The organism is Desulfonauticus sp. (genome assembly GCF_055126295.1).
On the sequence record NZ_JBSRHE010000002.1, the window covers coordinates 174,277 to 195,683 of the forward strand.

The following is a 21,407-nucleotide window of genomic DNA, read 5'->3' on the forward strand; positions in this document are numbered from 1 at the left end:
GACTACTTCAAATGTCTCTGACAATAAAACTCTAGGGAACGATTGTAGGTCTTTTCCTCTTCCTCAGTAAAATAACAGGCTGGCAATTCACCTCTTTGACGGTGATAGTGTAAGCATTCACAACAAAGGCCATGTTTGGAACATCCAGGATAAGTACAGGTACAAAACTTTGCATTCACTTGAGCCCGAGGACACTTATCTTTTTTAGTCATATCAAATTCTCCTGCAGCTTTGAAAGTTTTTACTTAAGAAAGCAAACCTAAGAGGTCAACTCTATTTAACTTGTTGAATATTTTTTCCAATTGAGTTATGAAAATTGAGTTTTGAGAAGGAGTAAAAAATGAGCTTAACCTCTTGGACAGCACTTTTCACAGAAACACCTGAAGTCACCTGGCTAAATCAAAATACTCCTTCTTTATCCAAAAAAATAAACGACCTATTCACTCTAAAATTTTTCCTCAATTTAGTCCAGATAAAACTCTGTCTGGTAAAACCCTATTTTGAAAACAAGAATTACCCCCTGGTAGAAGCGAGAGAACTGCTTCCTTCCTTTGAGGCAGATTTATATGAATATGAAAACCTCCCTGGCTTTAGCCTGGTAGCTTTAGCTAGACCTATTGATTATTTTCATGAAATTTTTCAGTTTGATATCTTACACACCAGCAAAGAAAAATTTTATCAAGAAAATACCATCTGTCCTCTTCCTGAAATAATTTTTGAAAATAACCTGAATACTTTCTTATCCAGATTACCCAAAGCCTATCAGGATAACTTTAAACAAAAGTTTAAAGACCAGGACTTAACTTCTCTGGCAACCTATCCAGACCTTCTTCCCTATATTTTGGAAATGGATAGAGCCCATGTTTTAGCCCTGGACGGAGAAGACAACTTTTACCTGGCAGGAGTATATGCCTCTTTTCCTTCTGACCTGGACACAGAATTAAAAAGATTTGGCTTGCGTATAAAAAAATTTAAACCCAATGACAATTGCCTCTATGAATTAAATAGAAGCTTTGTTTATCAATTCTTAATGGAACTGTATGGATTTCCTATTGTCTCAGAAAGAAGGACTTCTGCAGCCCTCTTTTCCAGAAGGCTCTTTAAGCTGGGAGAAAACTTTTTGATAAGAGTTTTAGGCCAAAGCGATAGAACCATTACTACTCTTTATTCTCACCCAGAAAATAAATTTTATCCTCGTGTGGAAAAAATAGCCCTAGTTAGTGTGGATAACCCCAAACCAGAAATACACAACTTCTTAAGCCAAAAGGGATTTTACTTAGATGAAAAAAGAAAAGTGGTAATTTTAAAAATAACCTATAAACAACACAAATATGACCCCAACAACATAAGAGAAGATAGAGCTCTATCTATATCCAAACAAGAAATAATCCATCCTTTAACTTATCAAAAAATGGATCATATCAACGTAATAAAAGATACTTACACCTTGGTTTTAAAATTAAACGATATTGTCAAAGGCGAGTTTACAGGAAGAGTAAAATATAAAAGAGAAATAGTAGAAGGAACTGATACTCACGAAAAAAGACTAAAGTTTTTATACGCCTGGCTAACCAAGCATCAAAGAAGAATAATTGGATATTCTGATGAATTTTATGCCAATGTAAACAAAGTTTTAGACAACTACTTACTTAACTCTGAACTATTTGACATATTTAATGAACATAACAATCTATATAGAGAAGTATGGGAAAAGTATAGCTATATACAGCAAGCTAGAAAAATAAAAATCCTAGAAGACTTGAAAGAAAGAATTTACAACAATCAAAAAATTGACTATCTCACCATGCTTAAATTAACTTACAAAATAATAAATGATCTTCGTTTTGAAGCAGTAACTTATTTTGAAGATATTATATCTAAGGCTATTGCTATTTTAGATAAGATGTTAAGTGATTCTTATCTAGTAAAACAATACATAAAACAAAAAGAAGACAACTTAACACCTTATGGACAAGAAATAAAAAAAATTTATGGCCGTCTGGTAAGTCTCTTAGATGAACTAAAGGCCATTCAAAAAACTAAAACAAGGGAGTTAGGATATGGAACTATTTAAGACACCTTTAAATTCTTGGCATAAAAAAAATAGAGCCAAGATGGTTGAATTTGGCGGCTGGGAAATGCCTGTGCAATATGAAGGAATTATTAAAGAGCACTTACATTGTAGAAAAGAAGCTTCTCTTTTTGATATATGTCACATGGGAGAATTTATAGTAACAGGAGATAAATCCAGAGAAGAACTCGCCTCTATTTTGACGCATGATTTTGCCAAGCTTCCTCCCAATAGATGTAAATATGGTTTTATGTTAAATGAAAAAGGTGGAGTTATAGATGACCTTATTGTTTACTGCTTAGAAGAAAATAAGTTTATGCTTGTGGTCAATGCTGCCAGAATAGAAACTGATTTTAACTGGCTTAAAAAACATCTAACTTCTAGCACCATAGAAGATATTTCTTTTCAAACTGCCAAGCTAGACTTACAAGGTCCTAAATCCTTTGAGGTTTTAAAAGATGTTTTTGCTCAAGAATTTAATGATTTGAAATACTTCTCTTTTAAAAAAATAGTCTTTAAAGATATCAATATATTAGTAAGCAGGACTGGCTATACCGGAGAACTGGGCTGTGAGTTGTATTTGCCCTGGGAAAAGGCAGAGGAAGTCTGGGAAGAACTTCTAACACACCCCCTGGTCAAACCAGGAGGATTGGGAGCCAGAGATACCTTGCGCTTAGAAGTTGGTCTTCCACTCTATGGCCAGGACCTGGATGAAGAGCACACTCCAGTAGAAGCAGGTTATGGCTTTCTTATTACCTCTGAAAAAAACTTCATTGGCAAGGAAAATTTAGGACAGGTCAAAGAAAAACTTATTCCTCTAAAGGTAGATAGTAAAAGAAGTCCCAGACATAATGATGAGGTTTATTACAATAACCAAAAAGCAGGAATAGTAACCAGTGGCTCCTTTGCTCCCTCTCTAGGTCATGCTATAGCTTTGGCTTACGTAAAAGTAGAATATAGTGAAGAACAAGAGTTTATTATTACTGATGGGAAAAAGAAATTAACTGCTCAAAAAACAACTCTTCCCTTTTATACTCAAGGAACAGCTAGAATAAAACTAAGTTAATGTCCAGATTAATAAAATACTACCTTATAGCCACCAGAAAATTAGTTCTATTTTTTCTGGTGGCTATTTGTTTTAGTATATTTTTACAAATAATAGTTAGATTATTTAATTTTACTCAATTTAGTTTTACTTTAGAGATAATTCAACTTTGCCTCCTCTTATTAGTTGCTTTTACTTTACCTTTAGTTCTTTTTTCTCAAGAGTTGTTAAAAATACAAATTTTTAACTTAAATACTAACTTATTATTAAAAGTTTTAACTTTTCTAGCCGGGATATTGCTTTTATTTAGCTCCTGCAAACTGGGTATACAAAACTGGTGGCAAAAAACCCCTTTACTTAAAATCCCTTTAGGTCTGGGCTACCTGGCCTTTCTTTGGACTGCTATAGGCTTTATTTTCTATGCACTAACCAACCATGATTCTTAGCTTAAGTATCCTTTTTATCCTACTCCTGTTAGAGATACCCATTGGAATTAGCCTTTTGTTTGCTACCCTAGGCAGTGCCCTTTGGGTCTATAATTTACCTCTAGAATTTATTTTGTATAGAATGTTTACCAGCCTTTATTCCTATCCTCTAACTGCAATTTTACTTTTTCTTTTAGGGGGAGAACTTTTGGTAAATAGCAATTATCCCCAGAAACTAGCAGAAATTAGCAGCTACCTGGGAAGTAAGATAGGATTGAGGTTGGGAGGAATTACTGTCCTTATGGCCTTTTTTCTTTCTGGACTCACAGGAGCTGCTGCAGCTGAAGCTGGAGCTCTGGCCAGTGTATTTTTCCCTGTCCTCACCCAAAAGGGATACTCGCGTAACTTCTCTGCCTCTTTAATCGCTGCTGCCTCTACTTTAGGACCTATCATTCCACCAAGCATTCCTTTAATTATTTACGGTGTAGTGGCCCAGGTATCTATAACCGAACTGTTTAAACTCTCTTTGCTACCAGGTGTGCTAACAGCCTTTTGTCTTTTAATGTATGTACATTTTTACGAAAAAAAGAACAATCTGGCTTCCTTTTCTTCTCTTCAAAAGCCTTTCTTAGCAGCCATTCAAGAAACTATAACCTACTTACTCATTCCTTTTGCCATAATTTTTATTCTCTTATATGGAATTGTAACTGTAACCGAAGGTTCTTTTCTTTTTTCTCTACTTGGTCTATACTTTTTCAAAAAAGATAAAAAAAAGAAAAAAATAACAGACATTCTGATTAAAAGCGCTATAAATACCACCCAGATTCTCTTCATTATTGCAACAGCATCTGCCTTTTCCTATCTCTTAACAATAGATCAAAATCTGCTTAACCTCTTATCCCTATCCTGGATAAATACTTCTAAAATATATTTCCTGCTCACTATAAACTTTATATTACTTCTTGTTGGCTCTTTTTTAGAAACTGTTGCTGCTATTTATCTTACAGTACCTACTTTACTACCCCTGGCTCTAGCTCTAAATCTAGACCCTCTGTCTCTAGGCATAATAATAGTTTACAACTTGGTCCTGGGCATGCTAACTCCTCCCTTTGGTATTGCTCTTTTTGTTACTTCTACCAGTACCAGGGTGAATTTAAAAGACATGTATATCTATTCCCTTCCCTTTATTAGCATAGGATTAATTGTATTAACCCTAATTTGTCTATCTATTTTTTAAATATGGCCAGATTAAACTCTTTTTATTTAAATAAAAAAAATTGGCAAAGTCCCTACCAACTAGATGAAGACGAAAGTAAACATTTTATAAAAGTATTAAGGGGTAAAAAAGGAGAAGTAATAAGACTTTTTGATGGCTATGGAAAAGAAGGATTATTTAAAGTACAAGATATAAGTAAAAAAAGAGTATTGTTAGAGCCTTTATCCATAACCCAACATCCTGAACCTGAAAATAAAATTAAAGTAGCTCTAGCCTGGCAAAGGGCAAAAAACAGGGATTTTATCCTGGAAAAGTGCGTGGAATTAAAATGCTGGGAAATAATTTTTTGGCCTGCTAAATATTCTCCACCTTTTACCCAAGAAATCAAGGAAAGTTGGCTAAAAAAAATAATAAATGCCGGAAAACAGTGCCAAAATCCCTGGCTACCTCAAATCAAAATACTAAACTCACTGGAAGAGTTAACCAATTCCAATTCAGAGTATCAAAAACTATTTTTCTGGGAAAAAGAGGAAAAGAACTTATTGACAAAAATCTCTCTAGAGAAAAACATACTTATAGTTATTGGACCAGAAGGTGGCTTTGCCGAACAAGAGTCTACTTACCTGAAACAAAAAGGATTTACCTCTGTTTCTCTAGGCAGCTCTACTCTACGCTTAGAAACAGCAATGCTAATAGGTATTGGCTATATATACTTATTTTTAGAATCCAGCACCTAAATAGACAATTCCCAACAATGTAAATCCAAGAAAAAATAAAACATAGGATTTTTGAATTCGCAAACTAAGAATACTACCAATAGCAGCTACAATCCAAAGTACATTCCAATTTATAAATTTAATTTCAGGAATAAAAGGTAGAATAGTTTTGTAAAAATTAAAGATAACTATCAAGGATAAATAAAAAAATATAAAATTATAAACTATACTTCTAAAAATAGACATTCTAATTATAGAGCTCAATTTTAAATCATCTTTAGATTTAATCCTTTTTAAAAGTTTGTTATAACTTAAATTATCCTGCAATCTACTTTGACTTTCAATAAAAACACATATATAGCTGAATAAATTGGTTATTATAATTAAAGCCCAAAGCTGAGAAATATTTTTTAAAGCAAAAATATAACTTATACTTAAAGTAAGTAATACAGCATAAACACTTTGAGGTGGAATAAAGGTGCCAGCAGGAAATAAATCCAGCCAGAGAAGTTCAAAAAATATACCTAAATTAAGAGAGATATCCTTTTGGCCACTAAAAAGTGACCACAAAAAAGCAACTACTAAAGGACGTTCTAAAAAACCTATATTGATTTTAAAACGAAAGCAGGAAAAAAGAGCAAAAAAAAACTGACTAAAAGAAAAAAGAGATAAGGATGTTCTAGGTAGTTCATAATTCTATCTGTACTGGTTTATGGGGTACACAACGAAAATCTAAATTTACTCCTTTTTTTAACAGATATTTTAAACAAAAAATATCCTCTTTACTCAAGGCAATATGGTCGCAAAATTGCTCCTTTCCTGGAGAATAGTGCAAATTGCCTACATTTAATACTTCAAATTTAAAGCCCTGTTCAAAAGCTACTCTTGCATCCTGACAATTGGCAAATAGCACCAATGTTTCCTTTTTTTGCCCTTTCAGGCCCTTTTGCACTTGAGCCAGAGAGACAAATTTAATCTCAATATTGCTAGGAACTGCTAGCTTAATTATTTCCTGCTGTAGAGTATCGTTGGCCAAGCTGTCATTGACCACTAAAATAAATTTAGCTTTGATATAAGGAATCCAGGTTTCAATTACTTGCCCATGCACAAGTCTATTGTCAATTCTAACCCACATATCAACCATTTAAAGGCTTTTTTAAAATTTCTCCTGCTACCTTAATGCTCTGCTTGGCTGTACTTTTTAAAGTCAAGGCCAGTTCTCTTAACTCCTTTTCTCTCTCATTTACTGCCTTAATAAGCATAGGTAGATTAACTCCAGTTACCACTTCTATATCTTCTCTTTTACCCAAAAGGGATAAACTCAAATTGGTCGGCGTGCCGCCAAACATATCTGTTAAGATTAAGACCCCCTTGCCCTCATTTACCTCTGTGGCCTTTTGCTCTATTTCTTCTAAAATTTTATCCATACTTTTCTGGTTGTCCACGCACACCCATTTGCACCCAGAAAAGTCTCCCAGAATCATTTGAGCGGCCTTAATCAGTTCTTCCCCAAACTTTCCATGCGTTACAACAAGCAAACCTATCATCTTTACCCCAATTCTAAATGTCTATGTTCCACAGAAACAAAATATTTTTTTTTACGCAAAAAATCAGCTATTAATTCTGTGGTAGCCACAGAGCGATGCCTTCCTCCAGTACAACCAAAACCAATAGTCAAACGATATCGACCTTCTTTTACATATAAAGGAAGTAAAAAATCCAAAAATTCTTCCAATCTTTTTTTAAAACTCAAGCCTTCCTCTCGCTGGTAGATAAAATTCTGCACTTCCTCATCCAGACCAGAAAGAGGCCTAAGATCTTCCTGGAAATAAGGATTGGGCAAAAAACGTAAATCCAAAACCATATCTGCTTCCAAAGGGACTCCGTATTTGAACCCAAAGGAAATAAGATGCACCCTTATAGCCCAGGTAGCAGTATCCCAAGACCACTTTTCCTGCAATACCCTTCTAAGATCGTGAATGGAAAAAAAAGAAGTGTCAATAACCAGATGAGCCATATCTCGCAAAGGAGTGAAAAGCTCTTGCTCCTTGGCAATGGCTTCTTCCAACCCCAGACAGCTTCCAGTTAAAGGGTGAGGCCTTCTGGTGGTAGAGTATCTTTTAACAATAATCTCTTTTTGAGCTTCTAAAAAAATTAGTTCAAAAACTATATTTTTTTTCTTTAACTCCCTGACCAAGCCATCCCAACTCACCCCAAAATCAAGCTGCCTCAAATCCAGTCCCAGAGCAACTCCTCTATAACGTTTTAATTTGTCTGGCTCAAAAAGTTCTAACAAGGAAGAAACCAAACTAAAAGGCAAACCATCTATACAAAAAAAACCCAAATCCTCAAAAACTCTAAGAGCAGTACTCTTGCCCGCTCCAGAAAGGCCACCCACTAAAATAAGAGGAAAGTTAATATTCACTTTTAAACACCTTTGAGCAAGGAATAAATATCCTCTTTGCTCTTAGCAGCCAAAAAACTTTCTCTAAATTCTTGATCCCGCAAAACTCTGGAGATATGAGCCAGAATTTTTAAATGCTCTCCTAAATTTTCTTCTGGGGCTAAAAGTAAAAAGATAATCTGCACGGGATTGTGGTCCAGAGAGTCAAAATCAACCCCTTTTGTACTCCTAGCTACTACCAGCAAGACTTCCTTTAAACCTTCCATCTTACCATGAGGAATAGCAATACCACTCCCAATTCCTGTAGTGCCCAGACGTTCCCTTTCCAGCAAAAGGTTAAGAATTTCTTCTCCATTTAAATCTGGATAGACCTCGAGTAATTTATCTACAATTTCAGCCAGAACCTCTGGCTTGGTTCTGGCTGAAAGTTCAGTAATTATTAATTCTGGTTTTAAATAATGTTCTAAACGCATAACTAGATCCCTGGATCAATCAACCCAAAATTGCCATCTTTACGCTTGTAGATTACATTTACCCGCTCATTTTCCGCGTTTAAAAATACCAAAAACTCATAGTTTAAGGTATCTAGCTGCAAAGCAGCCTCTTCTACACTCATGGGCTTGGGTTCAAAATGATCTGTCTTTTCAATTACCGGAACAGGACTTTTTCCTTCTTCTTGAGAAAGTTTAATAACATCCATACGCACAGATTTCTTATTTTTATGTCTATCTTTAGCCTTTTCTCTAATCTTTTTAACCTGGGCTTCCAATTTATCTAACACCATATCCACACTAGCATACATATCCTCACTTTCTTCTGTAGCTGAAAGATGAAGGTTTTTTGCAGTTAAAATGGCTTCTATGATATGCCTGTATTTTTCTACTTCAAAATTAACCTGTAATTCAGGATTGTCTTTACCAGTAAGATATTTAGCCAATTTTTCAAAACGACTATGCGCATACTCTCTTAAGTGATCAGAAGGCTCAAAATTCTTAAAATTAAACTTAATCTGCATAGAAACCTCCCTCGGTTAAGGTTAAAAAATACACTTCCTTCTAGAAGAAGAAGGAATATTTAAAGCTGCTCTATATTTAGCTACAGTACGTCTGGCAATATTTACTCCCATCTCTTCATATAAAATCTTGGCAATTCCTTCATCACTTAAGGGCTTCTTTTTATCCTCTTTATCTATAATTTCCTTAATCTTGGCTCGAATACTTTCCGCTCCTACATTTTCTCCACTATCTGTACTAAGCCCGCTATTGAAAAAGAACTTTAACTCAAATAGTCCAAAAGGAGTAGATACATACTTGTTACTGGTTACCCTACTTACAGTGGACTCGTGCATTCCAATATACTCAGCAACATCCTTCAAAGTCAAAGGTTTTAAATAACCAACGCCTTTTTCAAAAAAATCTCTTTGAAAATAGACAATACTCTCAACCACTTTGTATAAAGTGCGCTGCCTTTGCTGTAGACTTTTAATTAGCCAAATAGCAGAACGCATTTTTTCTTGTAAATACTCTGTTTCCTCGGTAAAATCCTTTTTTTTACGGCCACGCTTAATCTCTATTTCTTCAAAAAGAGGATTTAAACGCAGATTGGGAATTCCATCATCATTTAAGAGAATGACAAATTCATCATCATATTTAAATACATATACATCTGGACTTATATAAACAATATCTTCAGTTGCATATTGAGATCCAGGATAGGGGTCTAAAGACTTTAAAATCTCTATGTAAGAGAGTAAATCTTCTTTTCCTATATTCAGTTTTTTCAAAACAACATCTATTTTCCTATTCTCAATGTTCTCTAAATGCTCGTCTACTAAAGTAAATAAAACATCATCTTTATAACCAAAATATTTTAGCTGTACCTTAAGGCATTCTTTTAGATTTCTAGAACCCACTCCAACAGGGTCAAAAAATTGAATCCTTGTTAAAACTTCTTCCACCATCTCAGGATTTACTGATAATTTCTCAGCAATATTTTCTATAGAGGAAGTAAAATATCCCTTACTATCCAGATTACCTATAATTTCCTTTCCTATCTCTATTTCCTTGGGAGAAAAATTGGAAAGTTGAAGTTGCCAGAGCAGGTGTCCTTCCAAACTGGGTTTAGGAGCATAACGGGCTTCCCAGGAAACCATTTCCTCTGGCAATTCAAACTCTTTACTGTCTTTGGAAACACTTGAAAAATTGCCCAGATAATTTTCCCATTCTGCAGTGGAAGCTAGATTTTTTTCTTCCACATCTATCTCTTTAAAACTATCTTCAGGCTTTTTAACCTCTTCTTCTAAAGAAGAAACTTCTCCTTCGCCCTCTTCCAGTAAGGGATTTTCCAGAAGTTCTTGTTGTACCAGTTCCACCAGTTCAATGCGCGAGAGTTGCAACAGCTTTATTGCCTGTTGCAACTGGGGAGTCATCACTAGTTGTTGGCTTAGTTTGAGTTGCTGTTTTAGTTGTAAGGCCATATTGAGTTTATTTTTTCCAGTTTAAATTTAATATAACTACCTTTAATCCCTCTGTAAATAGTTAAAGACAAAAAGTTTTTCCCAAGTATATCTCTTTTGCCTTTTCATTGGCACTTATCTCTTCTGGAGTGCCTTCCAAAAAAATCTGGCCATCATAAACCAGATAGGCTCGGTCACAGATACGCAAAGTCTCGCGCACATTATGATCAGAAATAAGCACGCCAATATTTTTTTCTTTTAAGGTAAGAATTATCTTTTGAATGTCGTCAATGGCAATGGGGTCAATGCCTGCAAAGGGCTCATCTAAAAGGATAAATTTGGGATTTAAAATTAAAGACCTGGCAATCTCCAGACGCCGCCTTTCGCCTCCAGAAAGAAAAGCAGCCTTTTGTTTAGCTAGTTTTAAAATCCCAAGCTCTGCTAGTAGTTCTTCTGCCCGTTGTTTTTGCTTTTTCTTAGGAATATCTGTATATTCTAAAATTAAGAGTAAATTTTCCAAAACCGTTAATTTTTTAAAAATAGAGCTTTCTTGAGGGAGATAGCTAAGACCTAACCTGGCCCTTGTGGATAAAGAATAGGGAGTTATCTCTCTATCATCCAGAAAAACCTGTCCATCAGTAGGCTCAATAATACCTACCAGCATATAAAAAGTGGTTGTTTTTCCAGCTCCATTGGGACCAAGTAAACCAACAACTTCCCTCTGGTGTACTGCAAGTGAAATCCCCCGAACTACCTCTCTTTGACCATAACGTTTCCGTAAATTTATTCCCTTTAAATTACTCACCTATTTTGGCCTCTTTTTTAGGATAAAAAACAGCTTCTACTCTTTTCTTGGAATTTCCCAGCACTTGAACTGCATTATTCTTTAAGAAAAATAAAATAGTCTCTCCCTTAATAACATTTTTATCCTGCCAAATGCTGGGGTTATCCTCTAACCTCACCTTATCTTCCGCAGGATAATAAATAGCTCGCCCACACTTGGCCTTACGCCCCTCTTTGGTGATTAGCACATCTCCTATAGCAATAATCTTTTCTATTTTTTGTTCTTCTGGAGATAAATCCTCATTTTGAGGAGCATCCTTTAAATAAACTTCTAACCTATTGGCCTCAAGTTCCATTTCTCCATTATCTGCCTTTACTTCCCCTTCAAAGACTATGAGTTTATTTTCCTGCAAATAACTAAGTTTGTTGGAATTAATCTTCAAAGGCTGTTTTTCGCTAGACCAAGCAGGAGAAAAATTAAATAAAACCAAACTCAACAGGACACATACTCTAATTACGGAAACCATAAAGACCTCACTTTTCCAAGTACATGAAAGGAGTTATCCTTTAAATTCAAATACGCCCTTTCTCCATCTATAGCCAAGTATTTTCCCTTTGTAAGTTTAAAACCCTCCAGAAAATCAACCCTATCTTTTTCTTTATCAAATATTAACTTATCACAAAAGACAAGCATATCTCCTCTGCTTATCTTCACCTTTGGATATAAGGTAATTACAGATGTTTTGTTATTTATTTTTCCTTCAGGAGATAATATTTTTGTTTCCTGTTTATCTAAGTAAACAAATTGTACATTTTGTAAAATTATATCCTCACCTATTTGAGTAGCCAGTTTAGCCTTTAACTTCCAGTTTAGTTTTCCACCCTCTCCGTCCAGATATTCTATATCTTCTAGTTCCATCTTACCTTTTATATTTTTAAGACTTGGAGAATAGGTGGATTCTTTTTTTTGCATCCAGTATCCAAGCCCCAGTACCAAAAGTAAAATTAAAAACAACGGAAATACTTTTTTTAACAAACTTACTCAACCCACTCTTGCCAGAGTTTCTCCAGTTTATTTTGAGCTTTTAAGAGAAAACTAACAGCCTCTCGCACTGCTCCCTGCCCCCCTGGCCTGGAGCTAATCCAGAGGGCAATTTCTTTTATTTCTGGAACCGCATTGGCTACAGCCATAGGTAAACCAACTTTTAACATAGGAGCAGCATCTACCCAATCATCCCCAAGATAAGCCACTTCTGACAGGGTTAGGCCATTTTTTTCAACCAGTTCCAAAAGTTTAGGAATTTTTTGAGTATAACCTGTAAAATAATCAAAAACCCCCAACTCATCCAGTCTCTTTTCCACTGCCTTGGATTTAAGCCCTGAAATCACTGCAATCTTTAATCCTGCTTGTTGGGCCAGTTTAATCCCCAGGCCATCCTGGACATTAAAGCGTTTCATCACCTGCCCCTGGAGGTCATAATAAAGGCCTCCATCAGTTAAAACCCCATCCACATCCAAGACCAGCATTTTTATATTTTTAGCCAGCTCAATGGCTTTCTTGGTATTCACAGTTTAGTCTCCAAAACTCCAACAATTGCTTAAGTAAAGGAAAAACCTTTTCCAAAGGCCAGGAATTGGGCCCATCGCAAAGGGCCTTTTCTGGTTCTGGATGTACTTCCATAAATACGCCAGAAGCACCACAAACTACTGCTGATTTGGCCAAATAGGGCACAAATTCCCTTTGACCGCCAGAACAACGACCCTGTCCACCAGGAAGCTGAACAGAATGCGTGGCATCAAAAACCACTGGATAACCTAAGCTGCTTAAAATAGGAATACTCCTCATATCCACCACTAAGTTATTGTAGCCAAAAGAAGTACCCCGCTCGGTAAGCCAAAGCTTTTGATTAAAGCCTTCTACCTTTTGAACCACACTTTGCATATCCCAGGGAGCTAAAAACTGCCCCTTTTTAATATTTAGAACTTTGCCAGTCCTGGCTCCAGCCAAAAGTAAATCTGTCTGTCGGCAAAGAAAGGCAGGCACCTGTAAAACATCTACCACCTCAGCCACCACCTCAGCCTGCTCTGGAGTATGGTAGTCAGTTAAAAGGGGAAGACCTGTTTCTTTTTTTATTTTTTCCAACCACTTAAGGCCTGTTTCCAGCCCAGGGCCTCTAAAACTGTCTAGAGAAGTGCGATTTGCCTTATCAAAGGAACTCTTAAAAACAATTGTAACACCCAGTTTTTCTCTAATCCGGGCCAGTTCCACTCCCACTTTTAACGCCAGTTCCAGGCTTTCCAGCACACAAGGCCCAGCAATAAAAAAAATCTTTTCCTTTGAAGAGGTAAACAAGTCAGACATACCTTTATTTAGCCCCTTGGTTATATTTCTTGGCACTGGCAATAAAATCCCTAAACAAGGGATGGGGACGCATGGGATTGGACTTAAATTCTGGATGGAATTGACATCCCACAAACCAGGGATGATCCTTTAATTCCACAATTTCCACCAACTCTCCATCTGGAGAGGTGCCGCTAATAAGTAAACCTTGCTTTTCAAAGTCTTCTGCATATTTTTTATTAAACTCATAGCGATGCCTATGCCTTTCCATAATTTCCTCTTGAGCATAAGCCTGGTGTGCTTTGGTCCCTTTTTTTAACACGCAGGGATAAGCACCCAAACGCATGGTGCCGCCCTTTTCACTATCTTTATCTCGCTTCTGTACTTTTTGAGTCCGATAATCAAACCATTCCCTCATCAAATAAATGACTGGATGAGGAGTAGTGGGGTCAAATTCTTCAGAATTGGCCATTTCTAACTTCAATACATTGCGAGCATATTCAATCACTGCACACTGCATCCCCAAACAAATTCCAAAAAAGGGTATCTTATTTTTTCTGGCATAAGAAATAGCCAAAATCTTGCCTTCTACTCCTCTAGAGCCAAATCCACCAGGAACCAAAATACCATCCACGCCCTGCAACCTTTCTTCGCAGTTTTTAGGAGTAAGCTCTTCAGAATTTATATATTTTAATTCTACTTTTACCTCATTAGCAACTCCACCATGGACTAAGGCCTCGTGTAAACTTTTATATGACTCTTTTAAATCTACATATTTACCTACAATAGCAATGGTTACTTTGCCCTTAGGATTTTTTAACTTATATACAAGCTCTTCCCATTTGTCTAAATTGGGATTTCTAGCTGGCAATCTAAGCAAAATAGCTACTTTTTGATCAATACCTTCTTCATAAAGAGCCAAGGGAACTTCATAAATATTTTCTACATCCTTAGCAGTAAAAACCGCATCTCTATCCACATTACAAAAAAGAGCTATCTTTGCTTTTATATCTTCGGATAAGTCCACCTCAGACCTACACAAAATAATATCTGGCTGAATACCAATACTTCGAAGTTCCTTTACACTATGTTGAGTGGGTTTGGTTTTTAGTTCTCCAGAAACGCGAATAATGGGTACCAAGGTCAAATGAATATAAAGTACATTGTCTTTACCTAAATCAGAGCGCAACTGTCTTATGGCCTCTAAAAAAGGTAATCCTTCTATATCTCCAACTGTCCCCCCAATTTCAATAATTGCTACATCTTCATCCTTTTGAGCTACACTTAAAATGGCTCGCTTTATTTCATCTGTAATATGGGGAATGACCTGTACTGTTCCCCCTAAATAATCGCCTCTTCTTTCTTTGGTAATAACTGAATGATATATCCGGCCTGAAGTAAAGTTATTTAATTGACTGAAGTGTTGATCTAAATAGCGCTCATAGTGCCCCAAATCCAAATCAGTCTCTGCTCCATCTTCAGTCACAAAAACCTCTCCATGCTGAAAGGGATTCATGGTGCCCGGATCTACATTGATATAAGGATCCAGCTTTTGAATGGTTACTTTAAGCCCTCTGGCCTTTAGTAAAGCACCCAGAGAAGCAGCTGCCAATCCCTTACCCAGAGAGGATAAAACTCCGCCTGTAATAAAAATAAACTTGGTTTTCAGCTTATGGGGAAAATTATTTTCCATTTTAAAAACCCTTCCTTTTCAATTTTTATCCTTATTTTCTTCCAAGCATTTTTTCTTAACCCATCCTACCCACCTTGCCAAGAATTTCTTCCCCTCTTTTTTAAGGGAATAAAACCAATCCATATCAACCTTATAAGCTGGTTAACTTTTCCCCTTTAACCGAAAAACCCTTGCTATATTTCTTCGAACCTATTATTTTACTCCAACTAAAAAGCTAAAAACAAGGAGGAAGTTATGTTAAAAAAAATTTTATTTTTATGCTTAATTTTACTTAGCTTCTCTCTACCTTCCCAGGCCAGAGACTATGATCAAGAAATAGAAAATTTAAAAAGAGAAATTATTTCTCTGCAAAATGAGGCTCCTTTGGGCATTAGGAAATTTATACCTTGCTCCAGGATTTTTCACTATGGCTCTTACACACCTATAGACAAAATTGAATTACAAGGAAGTGGAGAGTTTCTTATTTACATGGAACCTAAAAACTTTTTTACCAAAGAAAATGATGGACAATATGAAACCTGGCTTACAGAAGATATGCAGGTTTTAGATGAAAGTGGAAATGTTATATTTAATAAAAAAGATGCTCTAAATATTCACTTAATAAGTAAATCACCCCTCTTTGATATCTTTTTTCAAAACAGTATGAATGTTGAAGGGTTGCCCCCAGGAAAATATAAATTTAAAGCCATCCTCTACGATCAACTCAAAAATCAATCTGCCAGTGCAGAAATAGAATTTAGTGTAAAATAGAAATTAACTCCCCAAAACAGATAAAAGTTATAATTTTCACATAAATACTTGCTACTAACTTTAAGGAAATATTTTTTTCCTCTTCAAAATCTGGTCCAAACTTGAATTGACAAGAGCTGGCAAAAGGTTTAGGGATTGTGAAAAAATTCCTAAAAAGGAGGAGTTAAAATTGAATATCTTAATTTTTGGACCCAATGGTAGTGGTAAAGGTACTCAGGGCTCTTTGGTAAAAAAGAAATACAACTTAGCCCATATAGAATCTGGAGCTATTTTTAGAGAGCACATCTCTCAAGGTACTGACCTGGGCAAAAAAGCCAAAGAGTACATTGACCGGGGAGAATTGGTACCTGATGACATTACTATTCCCATGGTTTTGGAGACCTTGCAGGAAAAAGGCAAGGATGGCTGGCTGTTGGATGGTTTTCCTCGCAATATCAATCAGGCCAAAAAATTATGGGAAGCCTTGCAAGAAGCCGGGATGAAACTGGATTATGTAATTGAAATCCTTTTACCCAGAGAAGTGGCTAAAAACAGAATCATGGGCAGACGTCTCTGCGTAAACGATCCCAACCATCCCAACAATATCTATATTGATGCTATTAAGCCTGTGGATGGCAAATGCCGTGTATGTGGTGGAGAGCTAAAAACTCGCTCTGACGACCAGGACGAAGCTGCTATCAACAAAAGACATGATATCTATTACGATGCTGAAACTGGCACTTTGGCTGCTGCTTACTACTTCAAAGAATTAGCTCCCAAAGCTGGGTTTAAGTACATTGAATTAAATGGTGAAGGAACAATAGAAGAAATTAAAGAAACTCTCTTAAAGCAGCTGGATTAATCCCGATTACCATCTACTTTTTATAAATTCTTTTCCTTAGCAAATGGGCCGTAAAAATACGGCCCATTTTTATTTCTTACTTAAAGTATATACCTGGACAAATCTCTATTGGCTTTTACATCTGCTAATTTTTCTTGAACATAACCAGCATCAATAACCACCTTTTCGCCCTTTCTTTCCGGAGCTTCAAAGGATAAGTCAGTTAAAATCTTTTCCATAATAGTGTAAAGTCGTCTTGCCCCAATATTTTCTGTTTCTTCATTTATCTTTTGCGCAAAGCTGGCAATTTCTTTTAAAGCATCTTCTGTAAATTCCAGTTCTATGCCTTCTGTCTTTAAAAGGGCTTCATATTGTTTGGTCAGGGCGTTCTGGGGCTCGGTCAGGATACGATAAAAATCTTCTTTGGTTAAAGAGCGAAGCTCCACGCGTAAAGGAAAACGCCCCTGCAATTCTGGAACCAGGTCAGAGGGTTTAGAAAGGTGAAAAGCTCCAGCTGCAATAAATAAAATGTGGTCCGTTTTAATCATTCCATATTTGGTATTGACCACACAACCTTCTACCACAGGTAAAAGGTCCCTTTGGACTCCTTCTCTAGAGACTTCAGCCCTGCTTCCAGAAGAACTTCCACAAATTTTGTCTATCTCATCAATAAAAATAATTCCGCCTTGTTCCACCCTTTCTTTGGCTAGTTCCACTACCCTGTCCATGTCCACCAAACGCTCGCTTTCTTCTTGCACCAGCATCTCAAAGGCGTCTTTTACCTTCATCTTCTTGGTCTTTTTTCTCTTGGGAAAAACCTTGCTAAACATGTCCCTGAATTGCATTTCCATATCTTCCATACCAGGGATGGTCATCACTTCTATACGCGGACCAGAAGACACCTTTACTTCCACTTCCACCATTCTATCATCCAGTTTTCCCTGTCTCCAAAGCTCACGCAACTTTTCTCTGGTTTCTAAATTTTCCTCTCCTTTGGAAGCAGGAAGTAAGATGTCCAAAAGCCTCTCTTCAGCATTGCTTTCTGCCTTTACCCTTACTCTCTTGCTTTCTTCTTCTTTGACCAGATTTACACCTATTTCCATCAAGTCCCTGACCATGGATTCCACATCTCTGCCCACATATCCCACTTCTGTAAACTTGGTGGCCTCAACCTTATAAAAAGGTGCACCAGCCAGTTTGGCCAGTCTTCTGGCAATCTCGGTTTTACCTACCCCTGTAGGGCCTATCATGAGAATATTTTTAGGCGCTATTTCATCCCTTAACTCTGGTGGCAATTTTCTTCTACGCCACCTATTACGCAAGGCAATAGCTACCATCTTTTTGGCTTCTTTTTGACCAATAATAAACTTATCCAATTCAGAAACAATCTCTCTGGGAGTAAGCACACTTTCCATCAAATTATTCCTCCTCTAACACTTCCAAAACTAGATTGTTGTTGGTATAAACGCAAATATCAGCAGCTATTTCCATGGCCACCTGGACAATTTTCTTGGCCTCAAGCTCACTATTTTTTAGTAAAGCCCTAGCAGCAGCCAAGGCATAAGGACCTCCAGAGCCAATAGCCACCACTCCATCATCAGGCTCAATCACATCTCCTGTTCCACTTAAAACCAAAATATGCTCTCTATCTGCTACTATGAGCATAGCTTCCAGTCTTCTTAAATACTTATCCATCCGCCATTCTTTGGCTAATTCCACACTGGCCCTTAGAATATTGCCATTAAATTCTTCCAGTTTTCCTTCAAATTTTTCAAAAAGAGTAAAGGCATCAGCAGTAGCTCCAGCAAACCCAGCCAAAACCTTATCTTGATAAAGTCTTCTTACTTTTCTGGCCTTGTGCTTTAAAACCACTGCTTGCCCCATGGTCACTTGACCATCTCCACCCATGGCCACCTGGCCATTTCTCTTTACAGCCAAAATAGTAGTACCCTTTAACTCCATCTAATTCTCCTTTTCCAACAATTTCTGAAATTCCTGCACAAAAAAGGTATAAGTCTCTTGGGCATAGAGATAAAAATAAATTTCCTGGACCAACCCCTCTTTTATTCCCCAGATTAAGCGTTTTAAAGCAATTGGTGCTGCTAATTCCAGAGGAAAACCATAGGCTCCACAACTAATGGCTGGAAAGGCAATGCTTTTTATTTTATTCTTTTGAGCCAAAAGCAGGCAGGACTTATAACTTTTATCCAATAACTCCTTTTCCTGAAACCCTCCTCCCCGCCAAATAGGCCCCACCGTGTGAATGACATATTTGGCCTTAAGTTCAAAACCTGGAGTAATTACAGCTTCACCTGGAGGCAAAGGACCCTGCTGGCGAACTATTTCCTGTCCAGCTTGCAAAAGTTTAGGGCCAGCTGCTCGGTGGATTGCGCCATCCACTCCGCCGCCTCCTCGCAGGCCTGAATTGGCAGCATTTACAATTGCCTCTACCAAAGCCTTAGTTATATCACCTTGAACTAAAGACAGCTTTCTATCCGCCAGTTCATAGCTAAACATCTCTCTTCCTCCCAAAGAATAAATAAATGAGCACTAAATCCCTAAAGTCAAGTAAATCCTATAGGAAAAGAGCATTGAAATAAAGTTAATCCTGTTAAAAATACCCGAAGTCTTTACCTTGCCCTTTTCCAGGGAGCGAGTTTAATTTATTTATCATAACATACTAAAAAACTTTAAGAGTTGCGCATTTGTTAGTTGTAAGTTAGTTTAGGTTGATATTGAGATCTGGGAGTGATGGTGGGATTAAACAGGTTAAAGAGAAATAAAAAAAGCCACCTGAAACATTCCAGGTGGCTTAAAGTCTTGGATTGGTGGGCTACCAAGGACTCGAACCTTGAACCAACGGATTAAGAGTCCGCTGCTCTACCAATTGAGCTAGTAGCCCAACCCGTAAGAAGGAGTATTTATAGTCTATGCTAAGCCTTGTCAATGAAAAAATTAAACTTTTTTTAATTTTATTGGCTGTAACAAGCTTTTCTCTAATAAACACTGCCCGGGCCCTTCAAGCTCCTCCCTATGACCTGGAAGCCAGGTTTGTCCAAATAGAGAAAGATAAACTTTTTATCCTCTGGATAACTCCTCATAAAGATTGGTATTTTTACGGACCGCAAAAAAGGAATATAGGTCAGCCCACCACAATTACAGCCTGGCTAGGAAATAAACCACTTCCAGTCTTTTATCCCCCCACCCAGGCCAAAAAGGACTATTTTAATCCTGCTACCACAGTACAAGCTTATACTAAAAAAACTCCTTTTTTTATTAAATTACCTACTTCATACTCAACTAATTCTAATTCTAATCTGAAAATCAAAATAAGAATGTTACTCTGTTCCCCTACAAGTTGTTATCCTGTAAACGCTCAATTTAATTTCTTATTACAAAATCCAAACAGTAAACTTGCTCCTGCCTGGAAAAGCCTGTGGGAACAATCTCAAGTGTTACCTCCAGACTTTAAAGCTGAATCTGCTCTGCCTGGACTGGAAGTAAGCAGTTTAGGTAAGGCCATGCTTTTAGGATTAATCGCAGGTTTTTTACTCAATTTTATGCCCTGCGTCTTACCTGTACTGGGTTTAAAATTAAGGTCTTTTCAAAATCTATCCAAAGAAGAACAAAAAGAAAAAAGTAAGGAATTTAGATTACATAATATCTTCTTTATCCTGGGAGTATTGATTTACTTTTCTGCCCTGGGAATTTTTTTGGCTTATACCAAACTAAACTGGGGGGCTATATTTCAAAATTCTCTATTTATCCTGGCTACCCTTTTTCTCCTTTTTCTCCTGGCCCTTTCTCTTTTTGGCTTCTTTACCTTGCCTATTTTAAACCTAAAGGCCAATGTCAAACACCCTTATCTTGACTCCTTTCTAACAGGGCTATTGATTACTCTTTTAGCTACGCCCTGTAGCGGACCTTTTTTAGGCGGAGTGCTTGCCTGGAGTCTACTAAACTCTCCCACCGTAATTTTACTGGTGTTTATAAGTATAGGACTGGGTTTAAGCCTGCCTTACTTTCTCGTGGCCCTTTTCCCCAAAACTATCCAGTTTTTTCCCAAAACCTCTAAAGCCAATCTTATCCTGGAAAAAATAGTAGCTTTTTTACTTTTAGGGACCTGCATTTATCTTTTAAGTTTACTTCCAGAAGACCTCTATCTAAAAATTTTAATTTCCTTAAGTATTGTATTCTTTTTATTCTGGCTCAAAAAGGAACTTGACTTACCTACGTCCTGGCCAAAACTACTTTTTAATATTCTTATTTTACTTTCAATTATCCTTGCTCTTTTTTGGACCAATTTAAGACCTGACAAACCCCAAATATGGATAAATTATGAACCAAACTATTTTTTGAGCCAATTAGGTAAAAAAAATATCCTAGTAGATTTTACAGCCAATTGGTGCCCTACTTGTAAATTTTTAGAAAAGACAGTTTTAACTGAAACTTTTTTATCCAGAATAAAAACTAACTACCATTTATTATTGATAAAAGTGGATTTAAGCCAGGAAAACCCAGCAGGAGAAGAGTTTTTAAATTCCCTTAACAGTAAAAGTATACCCCTTGTGGCTATTTTCACTGCTCATGCTCCAGATAAGCCCTTAATCTTTAGAGATTTTTTTACGCAAAAAATGCTTGAGAAAAGCTTGCAAGAAAAACTAAGTCCTCCCCAAAATAGCCCCTAA

Annotated in this window: 25 protein-coding genes and 1 tRNA gene; 8 read left to right on the forward strand and 18 right to left on the reverse strand. The window is 36.7% G+C overall.

What is annotated here, in order from left to right:
- Window positions 1-2: 2 nt before the first annotated feature.
- Window positions 3-212, reverse strand: a complete 210-nt coding sequence (locus tag ACTCIM_RS02045; protein WP_472313570.1) for a DUF6485 family protein — start codon at window positions 210-212, stop codon at window positions 3-5.
- A gap of 128 nt (window positions 213-340) precedes the next feature.
- Between ACTCIM_RS02045 and ACTCIM_RS02050 the strand changes: the two genes are divergently transcribed.
- From ACTCIM_RS02050 to ACTCIM_RS02070, 5 genes are read left to right on the forward strand one after another with little or no spacing between them, the layout of a single operon-like run.
- The gene (locus ACTCIM_RS02050) at window positions 341-2,074 is read left to right on the forward strand and encodes a hypothetical protein (RefSeq protein ID WP_472313573.1); all 1,734 of its coding nucleotides are present in this window, start codon (window positions 341-343) and stop codon (window positions 2,072-2,074) included.
- Window positions 2,061-3,137: a glycine cleavage system aminomethyltransferase GcvT gene (gene gcvT, locus ACTCIM_RS02055; RefSeq protein WP_472313575.1), complete on the forward strand. Its 1,077-nt coding sequence runs from the start codon at window positions 2,061-2,063 to the stop codon at window positions 3,135-3,137. Before ACTCIM_RS02050 ends, gcvT begins: the two co-directional genes overlap by 14 nt.
- Window positions 3,137-3,562 carry a hypothetical protein gene (locus ACTCIM_RS02060; RefSeq protein ID WP_472313578.1) on the forward strand — a complete coding sequence of 142 codons (426 nt, stop codon included), beginning with the start codon at window positions 3,137-3,139 and terminating at the stop codon, window positions 3,560-3,562. The genes gcvT and ACTCIM_RS02060 overlap by 1 nt, the downstream gene beginning before the upstream one ends.
- Before the next feature lie 55 nt (window positions 3,563-3,617).
- Window positions 3,618-4,778: a TRAP transporter large permease subunit gene (locus ACTCIM_RS02065; protein WP_472313580.1), complete on the forward strand. Its 1,161-nt coding sequence runs from the start codon at window positions 3,618-3,620 to the stop codon at window positions 4,776-4,778.
- Window positions 4,760-5,494: an RsmE family RNA methyltransferase gene (locus ACTCIM_RS02070; RefSeq protein ID WP_472313582.1), complete on the forward strand. Its 735-nt coding sequence runs from the start codon at window positions 4,760-4,762 to the stop codon at window positions 5,492-5,494. Before ACTCIM_RS02065 ends, ACTCIM_RS02070 begins: the two co-directional genes overlap by 19 nt.
- On the opposite strand, the gene ACTCIM_RS02075 is transcribed toward ACTCIM_RS02070, so the two are convergent.
- The 13 genes from ACTCIM_RS02075 to ACTCIM_RS02135 all read right to left on the reverse strand — a co-directional run bounded on the left by ACTCIM_RS02075 (window position 5,477) and on the right by ACTCIM_RS02135 (window position 15,125).
- On the reverse strand, window positions 5,477-6,043 hold the full coding sequence (locus ACTCIM_RS02075) for a hypothetical protein (protein WP_472313585.1): 567 nt from the start codon (window positions 6,041-6,043) through the stop codon (window positions 5,477-5,479). The genes ACTCIM_RS02070 and ACTCIM_RS02075 overlap by 18 nt on opposite strands.
- 118 nt (window positions 6,044-6,161) lie before the next feature.
- Entirely contained in the window at window positions 6,162-6,617 is a 456-nt protein-coding gene (locus tag ACTCIM_RS02080) for a PTS sugar transporter subunit IIB (protein ID WP_029965742.1), read from the reverse strand.
- Window positions 6,610-7,020 carry a PTS sugar transporter subunit IIA gene (locus tag ACTCIM_RS02085; protein WP_029965745.1) on the reverse strand — a complete coding sequence of 137 codons (411 nt, stop codon included), beginning with the start codon at window positions 7,018-7,020 and terminating at the stop codon, window positions 6,610-6,612. Before ACTCIM_RS02085 ends, ACTCIM_RS02080 begins: the two co-directional genes overlap by 8 nt.
- Window positions 7,021-7,022: 2 nt before the next feature.
- Complete coding sequence (rapZ, locus tag ACTCIM_RS02090; protein WP_029965747.1) at window positions 7,023-7,898, reverse strand: RNase adapter RapZ; 876 nt, start codon at window positions 7,896-7,898, stop codon at window positions 7,023-7,025.
- A gap of 2 nt (window positions 7,899-7,900) precedes the next feature.
- The gene (locus ACTCIM_RS02095) at window positions 7,901-8,350 is read right to left on the reverse strand and encodes a PTS sugar transporter subunit IIA (protein WP_472313587.1); all 450 of its coding nucleotides are present in this window, start codon (window positions 8,348-8,350) and stop codon (window positions 7,901-7,903) included.
- A gap of 2 nt (window positions 8,351-8,352) precedes the next feature.
- Complete coding sequence (gene hpf / locus ACTCIM_RS02100) at window positions 8,353-8,892, reverse strand: ribosome hibernation-promoting factor, HPF/YfiA family (RefSeq protein WP_029965752.1); 540 nt, start codon at window positions 8,890-8,892, stop codon at window positions 8,353-8,355.
- 21 nt (window positions 8,893-8,913) lie between these two features.
- Complete coding sequence (gene rpoN, locus ACTCIM_RS02105; protein ID WP_029965754.1) at window positions 8,914-10,353, reverse strand: RNA polymerase factor sigma-54; 1,440 nt, start codon at window positions 10,351-10,353, stop codon at window positions 8,914-8,916.
- A 61-nt stretch (window positions 10,354-10,414) separates the two neighbouring features.
- A complete protein-coding gene (gene lptB, locus ACTCIM_RS02110) occupies window positions 10,415-11,137 on the reverse strand; it encodes an LPS export ABC transporter ATP-binding protein (protein WP_029965756.1) in 723 nt (240 codons plus the stop codon).
- Window positions 11,130-11,642 (reverse strand): lipopolysaccharide transport periplasmic protein LptA, encoded by a 513-nt coding sequence (lptA, locus tag ACTCIM_RS02115; RefSeq protein ID WP_464280013.1) that lies wholly within the window; start codon window positions 11,640-11,642, stop codon window positions 11,130-11,132. The genes lptB and lptA overlap by 8 nt, the downstream gene beginning before the upstream one ends.
- Entirely contained in the window at window positions 11,630-12,151 is a 522-nt protein-coding gene (gene lptC / locus ACTCIM_RS02120) for an LPS export ABC transporter periplasmic protein LptC (RefSeq protein WP_472313589.1), read from the reverse strand. Before lptC ends, lptA begins: the two co-directional genes overlap by 13 nt.
- Before the next feature lie 2 nt (window positions 12,152-12,153).
- The gene (locus ACTCIM_RS02125; RefSeq protein WP_472313618.1) at window positions 12,154-12,642 is read right to left on the reverse strand and encodes a KdsC family phosphatase; all 489 of its coding nucleotides are present in this window, start codon (window positions 12,640-12,642) and stop codon (window positions 12,154-12,156) included.
- A 19-nt stretch (window positions 12,643-12,661) separates the two neighbouring features.
- A complete protein-coding gene (gene kdsA, locus ACTCIM_RS02130) occupies window positions 12,662-13,477 on the reverse strand; it encodes a 3-deoxy-8-phosphooctulonate synthase (RefSeq protein WP_464280015.1) in 816 nt (271 codons plus the stop codon).
- A 4-nt stretch (window positions 13,478-13,481) separates the two neighbouring features.
- Entirely contained in the window at window positions 13,482-15,125 is a 1,644-nt protein-coding gene (locus ACTCIM_RS02135) for a CTP synthase (protein ID WP_464280203.1), read from the reverse strand.
- A gap of 258 nt (window positions 15,126-15,383) precedes the next feature.
- On the opposite strand from ACTCIM_RS02135, the gene ACTCIM_RS02140 reads away from it, so the two are divergent.
- Window positions 15,384-15,899: a hypothetical protein gene (locus ACTCIM_RS02140; RefSeq protein ID WP_472313591.1), complete on the forward strand. Its 516-nt coding sequence runs from the start codon at window positions 15,384-15,386 to the stop codon at window positions 15,897-15,899.
- 169 nt (window positions 15,900-16,068) lie between these two features.
- Window positions 16,069-16,740 carry an adenylate kinase gene (locus ACTCIM_RS02145; protein WP_029965770.1) on the forward strand — a complete coding sequence of 224 codons (672 nt, stop codon included), beginning with the start codon at window positions 16,069-16,071 and terminating at the stop codon, window positions 16,738-16,740.
- A gap of 80 nt (window positions 16,741-16,820) precedes the next feature.
- Here the strand turns inward: ACTCIM_RS02145 and hslU are convergent, their stop codons facing one another.
- From hslU to ACTCIM_RS02165, 4 genes are all read right to left on the reverse strand, one after another.
- Window positions 16,821-18,134, reverse strand: a complete 1,314-nt coding sequence (gene hslU, locus ACTCIM_RS02150) for an ATP-dependent protease ATPase subunit HslU (protein ID WP_029965772.1) — start codon at window positions 18,132-18,134, stop codon at window positions 16,821-16,823.
- A gap of 4 nt (window positions 18,135-18,138) precedes the next feature.
- Window positions 18,139-18,681, reverse strand: coding sequence for an ATP-dependent protease subunit HslV (gene hslV, locus ACTCIM_RS02155; RefSeq protein WP_029965774.1), 543 nt, complete (start codon window positions 18,679-18,681; stop codon window positions 18,139-18,141).
- On the reverse strand, window positions 18,682-19,236 hold the full coding sequence (locus tag ACTCIM_RS02160; protein ID WP_029965776.1) for a macro domain-containing protein: 555 nt from the start codon (window positions 19,234-19,236) through the stop codon (window positions 18,682-18,684).
- A gap of 309 nt (window positions 19,237-19,545) precedes the next feature.
- Window positions 19,546-19,621 (reverse strand) — tRNA-Lys (locus ACTCIM_RS02165).
- A gap of 28 nt (window positions 19,622-19,649) precedes the next feature.
- On the opposite strand from ACTCIM_RS02165, the gene ACTCIM_RS02170 reads away from it, so the two are divergent.
- The gene (locus ACTCIM_RS02170) at window positions 19,650-21,407 is read left to right on the forward strand and encodes a cytochrome c biogenesis protein CcdA (protein ID WP_472313594.1); all 1,758 of its coding nucleotides are present in this window, start codon (window positions 19,650-19,652) and stop codon (window positions 21,405-21,407) included.

What these genes read in the sequence shown, in the direction of transcription:
- kdsA (WP_464280015.1), bottom strand. Translation starts at nt 13,477, where the DNA reads ATGTCTGACTTGTTTACCTCTTCAAAGGAAAAGATTTTTTTTATTGCT.
- hpf (WP_029965752.1), bottom strand. Translation starts at nt 8,892, where the DNA reads ATGCAGATTAAGTTTAATTTTAAGAATTTTGAGCCTTCTGATCACTTA.
- ACTCIM_RS02050 (WP_472313573.1), top strand. Translation starts at nt 341, where the DNA reads ATGAGCTTAACCTCTTGGACAGCACTTTTCACAGAAACACCTGAAGTC.
- ACTCIM_RS02140 (WP_472313591.1), top strand. Translation starts at nt 15,384, where the DNA reads ATGTTAAAAAAAATTTTATTTTTATGCTTAATTTTACTTAGCTTCTCT.
- ACTCIM_RS02080 (WP_029965742.1), bottom strand. Translation starts at nt 6,617, where the DNA reads ATGGTTGATATGTGGGTTAGAATTGACAATAGACTTGTGCATGGGCAA.
- ACTCIM_RS02125 (WP_472313618.1), bottom strand. Translation starts at nt 12,642, where the DNA reads ATGCTGGTCTTGGATGTGGATGGGGTTTTAACTGATGGAGGCCTTTAT.
- ACTCIM_RS02060 (WP_472313578.1), top strand. Translation starts at nt 3,137, where the DNA reads ATGTCCAGATTAATAAAATACTACCTTATAGCCACCAGAAAATTAGTT.
- hslU (WP_029965772.1), bottom strand. Translation starts at nt 18,134, where the DNA reads ATGGAAAGTGTGCTTACTCCCAGAGAGATTGTTTCTGAATTGGATAAG.
- ACTCIM_RS02160 (WP_029965776.1), bottom strand. Translation starts at nt 19,236, where the DNA reads ATGTTTAGCTATGAACTGGCGGATAGAAAGCTGTCTTTAGTTCAAGGT.
- rpoN (WP_029965754.1), bottom strand. Translation starts at nt 10,353, where the DNA reads ATGGCCTTACAACTAAAACAGCAACTCAAACTAAGCCAACAACTAGTG.
- ACTCIM_RS02045 (WP_472313570.1), bottom strand. Translation starts at nt 212, where the DNA reads ATGACTAAAAAAGATAAGTGTCCTCGGGCTCAAGTGAATGCAAAGTTT.
- ACTCIM_RS02085 (WP_029965745.1), bottom strand. Translation starts at nt 7,020, where the DNA reads ATGATAGGTTTGCTTGTTGTAACGCATGGAAAGTTTGGGGAAGAACTG.
- ACTCIM_RS02095 (WP_472313587.1), bottom strand. Translation starts at nt 8,350, where the DNA reads ATGCGTTTAGAACATTATTTAAAACCAGAATTAATAATTACTGAACTT.
- lptA (WP_464280013.1), bottom strand. Translation starts at nt 11,642, where the DNA reads ATGGTTTCCGTAATTAGAGTATGTGTCCTGTTGAGTTTGGTTTTATTT.
- gcvT (WP_472313575.1), top strand. Translation starts at nt 2,061, where the DNA reads ATGGAACTATTTAAGACACCTTTAAATTCTTGGCATAAAAAAAATAGA.
- ACTCIM_RS02170 (WP_472313594.1), top strand. Translation starts at nt 19,650, where the DNA reads ATGCTAAGCCTTGTCAATGAAAAAATTAAACTTTTTTTAATTTTATTG.
- hslV (WP_029965774.1), bottom strand. Translation starts at nt 18,681, where the DNA reads ATGGAGTTAAAGGGTACTACTATTTTGGCTGTAAAGAGAAATGGCCAG.